1 protein-coding gene, 1 tRNA gene and 2 rRNA genes are annotated in these 5,000 nt (G+C 55.2%); 3 read left to right on the forward strand and 1 reads right to left on the reverse strand.

The window, feature by feature from the left end; genetic code table 11:
• Positions 1-176 precede the first annotated feature (176 nt).
• The 3 genes from NLY33_RS09710 to NLY33_RS09720 all read left to right on the forward strand — a co-directional run bounded on the left by NLY33_RS09710 (position 177) and on the right by NLY33_RS09720 (position 3,722).
• Positions 177-2,978 (forward strand): 23S ribosomal RNA (locus tag NLY33_RS09710).
• Positions 2,979-3,179: 201 nt separating this feature from the next.
• A 5S ribosomal RNA gene (gene rrf, locus NLY33_RS09715) occupies positions 3,180-3,294 on the forward strand.
• A gap of 351 nt (positions 3,295-3,645) precedes the next feature.
• Positions 3,646-3,722: transfer RNA gene (locus tag NLY33_RS09720), tRNA-Met, on the forward strand.
• A 37-nt stretch (positions 3,723-3,759) separates the two neighbouring features.
• On the opposite strand, the gene NLY33_RS09725 is transcribed toward NLY33_RS09720, so the two are convergent.
• The gene (locus NLY33_RS09725) at positions 3,760-4,947 is read right to left on the reverse strand and encodes a helix-turn-helix domain-containing protein (protein WP_023707444.1); all 1,188 of its coding nucleotides are present in this window, start codon (positions 4,945-4,947) and stop codon (positions 3,760-3,762) included.
• Positions 4,948-5,000: the final 53 nt, after the last annotated feature.

Here is a 5,000-nt window from a genome sequence, read left to right on the forward strand (position 1 = left end):
CCTCGAACCGATCTCGAGAAGCTGGTCTTTTTGTGCCAATGACATCGAATGTGGATCCCGCACAGGATCCGGTTCAGGCGACAATTCCTTTGGAATTGCGCGGACGCCAACCCCGCAAGGGAGAGGCTGAAGCGACAATCCTTCGGATTGCGCGGATGGGCATTGGCAATGAGAACGATCAAGTGTCTTAAGGGCAATTGGTGGATGCCTTGGCATGCACAGGCGATGAAGGACGTGATACGCTGCGATAAGCTACGGGGAGGTGCGAATACCCTTTGATCCGTAGATTTCCGAATGGGGAAACCCACCTAAGGTACTTGGAAAATCAGAGTAGCAGAGCGATCTGCTACTGTGGTTTCCAAGTATCGATAATAGGTAACTTATCCTGAATACATAGGGATAAAGTGGCGAACGCGGGGAACTGAAACATCTAAGTACCCGTAGGAAAGGACATCAACCGAGACTCCGGAAGTAGTGGCGAGCGAACCCGGACCAGGCCAGTGGCGATTGAGAGACAAGCGGAACCTTCTGGAAAGTAGGGCCATAGTGGGTGACAGCCCCGTACGCGTAATGCAATCAATCGTCCTCGAGTAAGGCGGGACACGTGAAATCCTGTCTGAAATTGGGAGGACCACCTTCCAAGCCTAAGTACTCGTGCATGACCGATAGCGAACTAGTACCGTGAGGGAAAGGTGAAAAGCACCCCGACAAGGGGAGTGAAAGAGTACCTGAAACCGATTGCCTACAAACAGTGGGAGCCCGCAAGGGTCACCACGTACCTTTTGTATAATGGGTCAGCGACTTAGTGTGACGAGCAAGCTTAAACCGCTAGGTGTAGGCGCAGCGAAAGCGAGTCTGAACAGGGCGTTCAGTTCGTCGCATTAGACCCGAAACCGAGTGATCTAGCCATGAGCAGGTTGAAGGTAAGGTAACACTTACTGGAGGACCGAACCCATAACTGTTGCAATAGTTCGGGATGACTTGTGGCTAGGGGTGAAAGGCCAATCAAACTCGGAAATAGCTGGTTCTCCGCGAAATCTATTTAGGTAGAGCGTCGACCGAATACCCCAGGGGGTAGAGCACTGGATGGGCTAGGGGTCCTCACCGGATTACCAAACCTAACCAAACTCCGAATACCTGGGAGTACTAGTCGGCAGACACACGGCGGGTGCTAACGTCCGTCGTGAAAAGGGAAACAACCCTGACCTACAGCTAAGGTCCCCAAGTTATGGCTAAGTGGGAAAGGATGTGAGGATCCCAAAACAACCAGGATGTTGGCTTAGAAGCAGCCATCATTTAAAGAAAGCGTAACAGCTCACTGGTCTAAATAAGGGTCTTTGCGCCGAAAATGTAACGGGGCTAAAGCCATACACCGAAGCTTAGGGTTTGGTCCGCAAGGGCCAAGCGGTAGCGGAGCGTTCTGTAAGCTGACGAAGCCATACCCGTGAGGGGTGGTGGAGGTATCAGAAGTGCGAATGCTGACATGAGTAACGTAAGGGGAGTGAGAGACTCCCCCGCCGAAAGACCAAGGGTTCCTGCTTAAAGCTAATCTGAGCAGGGTTAGCCGGCCCCTAAGACGAGGCGGAAACGCGTAGTCGATGGGAACCACGTTAATATTCGTGGGCTTGGAGGTAGTGACGGATCGCACAAGTTGTCCAATCTTATCGGATTGAACGGGCAGCGGAGCGGTTCCAGGAAATAGCTCCTCCTTATAAACCGTACCCGAAACCGACACTGGTGGTCAGGTAGAGTATACCAAGGCGCTTGAGAGAACTATGCTGAAGGAACTCGGCAAATTGCACGCGTAACTTCGGAAGAAGCGTGACCCTTTTCTACGCAAGTAGAGGAGGGTGGCACAGACCAGGGGGTAGCGACTGTTTATCAAAAACACAGGGCTCTGCGAAGTCGCAAGACGACGTATAGGGTCTGACGCCTGCCCGGTGCTGGAAGGTTAAGAGGAGGGGTGCAAGCTCTGAATCGAAGCCCCAGTAAACGGCGGCCGTAACTATAACGGTCCTAAGGTAGCGAAATTCCTTGTCGGGTAAGTTCCGACCTGCACGAATGGCGTAACGACTTCCCCGCTGTCTCCAGCATAGACTCAGTGAAATTGAATTCCCCGTGAAGATGCGGGGTTCCTGCGGTTAGACGGAAAGACCCCGTGCACCTTTACTATAGCTTTACATTGGCATTCGTAGTGGCATGTGTAGGATAGGTGGTAGGCTTTGAAACCTGGGCGCCAGCTCAGGTGGAGCCACCCTTGAAATACCACCCTTATTACTATGGATGTCTAACCGCGGCCCGTTATCCGGGTCCGGGACAATGTATGGTGGGTAGTTTGACTGGGGCGGTCGCCTCCTAAAGAGTAACGGAGGCGCGCGATGGTGGGCTCAGAACGGTCGGAAATCGTTCGCTGAGTGCAATGGCATAAGCCTGCCTGACTGCGAGACTGACAAGTCGAGCAGAGACGAAAGTCGGTCATAGTGATCCGGTGGTCCCGCGTGGAAGGGCCATCGCTCAACGGATAAAAGGTACGCCGGGGATAACAGGCTGATGACCCCCAAGAGTCCATATCGACGGGGTTGTTTGGCACCTCGATGTCGACTCATCGCATCCTGGGGCTGGAGCAGGTCCCAAGGGTATGGCTGTTCGCCATTTAAAGCGGTACGTGAGTTGGGTTCAGAACGTCGTGAGACAGTTCGGTCCCTATCTGCCGTGGGTGTAGGAATATTGAAAGGATCTGTCCCTAGTACGAGAGGACCGGGATGGACGGATCTCTGGTGGACCTGTTGTGGCGCCAGCCGCATAGCAGGGTAGCTATATCCGGACGGGATAACCGCTGAAGGCATCTAAGCGGGAAACCCACCTTAAAACGAGTATTCCCTGAGAACCGTGGAAGACGACCACGTTGATAGGCCGGGTGTGGAAGAGCGGCAACGCTTGAAGCTTACCGGTACTAATAGTTCGATCGGCTTGATCGTTCTCATTCCTTATGCTCATCGTGAACACGATGATCTGACCAGCGCTCACGCATGAGCGGCCCTTACAGGGCCTATGCTCCGCGAGGGCGCCGGAAAACCGGCGACGCGCAGTCGCGCTTGCGGGCTTACGCCCGTAAGCAAAACACAAACGTCGCCTTGGCACGAAAAAACAGCTTCTCGATATAACGTGCGTTTTGCCGACCTGGTGGTTATGGCGGAGCGGCTGCACCCGATCCCATTCCGAACTCGGCCGTGAAACGCTCCAGCGCTGATGGTACTTCGTCTCAAGACGCGGGAGAGTAGGTCGCTGCCAGGTCTGCAAAACGCACGTTGAACTCTCATCCGCAAACCGGATGAAACTGAAATCTTCTCTCTACGAAAAGGCCCGCCAAGGGATCACGGGCCGCGCAAGCGGCCCTTTCATTTGGTCAGCCATATACCTATCTGTAAGCCATCCTGTTCATAGGCCCAGGCTTACGTCCAGATAAGCAAGCAAACGCTTGCTTCAGATCCGGAGCAGGCAAGAGCTTGCCCTGGAGAGTCCGGAGCAAGCAAGAGCTTGCCCTGGAGAGTCCGGAGCAAGCAAGAGCTTGCCCTGGAGAGTCCGGAGCAAGCAAGAGCTTGCCCTGGAGAGTCCGGAGCAAGCAAGAGCTTGCCCTGGAGGTGACGCGGGGTGGAGCAGCCCGGTAGCTCGTCAGGCTCATAACCTGAAGGTCACAGGTTCAAATCCTGTCCCCGCAACCAACAAAAAAGGGTCCATTCCGGACACATAGGTTACGGTTTATATCGGAGACATGGGTAACACTTTTGGCCCGAAGGGGTTTTGGAGTGGTTCGAGCCTGCATGTCTCATCATCGAAGTAGCCCAAATCATAATCCATGAAGGAAGCCAGCCAGATATGGTCCTCGACCTGTTTGATGCCGACGGTCTGGCCGGCAAAGACGAGGCTGAGGTTGATCTTCTTGCGATTGTAGCAGATGCGGCCGCAGGTGGTGACGGTGACGGCCTTGTCGTGAAACGGATAATCGAGATCCGGCAGGCCGGTATAGATGCGCGGTGACGGGGTGTAGCGCTCGGCTGGACAGGCCATGTCGAGCGCCTGATGTGGGCGTTCTGAGTTGAACTCATCGATGAAGTCATCGAACCTGGCCTGCTGCTGCAGGAAATTGGCGCCAGCCGGTTTGGTGGTTTCCTTCTTGAGAGTCAGGTGCATGCGCTCATGGCGCCTGTTCTGCTGCGGACAGCCCGGCTGGATGCGCTCGATGTCGATGCCCAGGCGCAGCCACCAGACCGACAGTTTGCTGAGATTGAACAGCGCGTTTGGGCTGGCAAAGGGAACGCCATTGTCGGTCCTGATGGCGCTGGGCAGGCCGAACTCTTTGAAAACGCTCTCGAACACCGTGAAGGCATAGGCTTCCTTGGTAGTCGACAACGCCTCGCAGGCGATGAGATAGCGGCTGGCGAAGTCGGTGATCGTCAGCGGATAGCAATAGCGCCGATCGGCGAGCATGAACTCGCCTTTGTAGTCGGCACACCACAGATCGTTGGGCCGATAGCCGTTTGAAAGTGGTGTTCCCGTCGCCCTGTTGCGCCTTCGCTTGCGGCGCTCGACCAGGCCATGGCGGTCGAGAACCGCATGCACCGTCGAGATCGCAGGCCGGTGAACGTCAGGATACAGCCGGGCCAACCGTTCGCGTATCTTTGGCGCACCCCAGGTCGGCTTGTCTTGCTTGAGGCGCACAATCAGCTTCTCGATTTGAAACGGAAGCTGATTGGCGTGGCGGTAGGGTCGGCGTGATCGATCCGTCAGCCCCTCAAGGCCACTGTCATTGTAGCGTGTGAGGATCTTGTAGCCGGTCTTGCGCGAGATATCGAACTCACGGCAAAGCACCGCCATCTTCTCGCCGTCCAGCAGCCGGGCAATGAACTTCAGCCGCTCTTCCATGACGTTACACTCCTTCCAAGGCACCTTGCTCTCCTTGCAAAGGGCCGAAAGTGTAACCCATGTCTCCGGAATGAACT

The organism is Mesorhizobium sp. C432A (genome assembly GCF_030323145.1).
Lineage (GTDB): Bacteria > Pseudomonadota > Alphaproteobacteria > Rhizobiales > Rhizobiaceae > Mesorhizobium.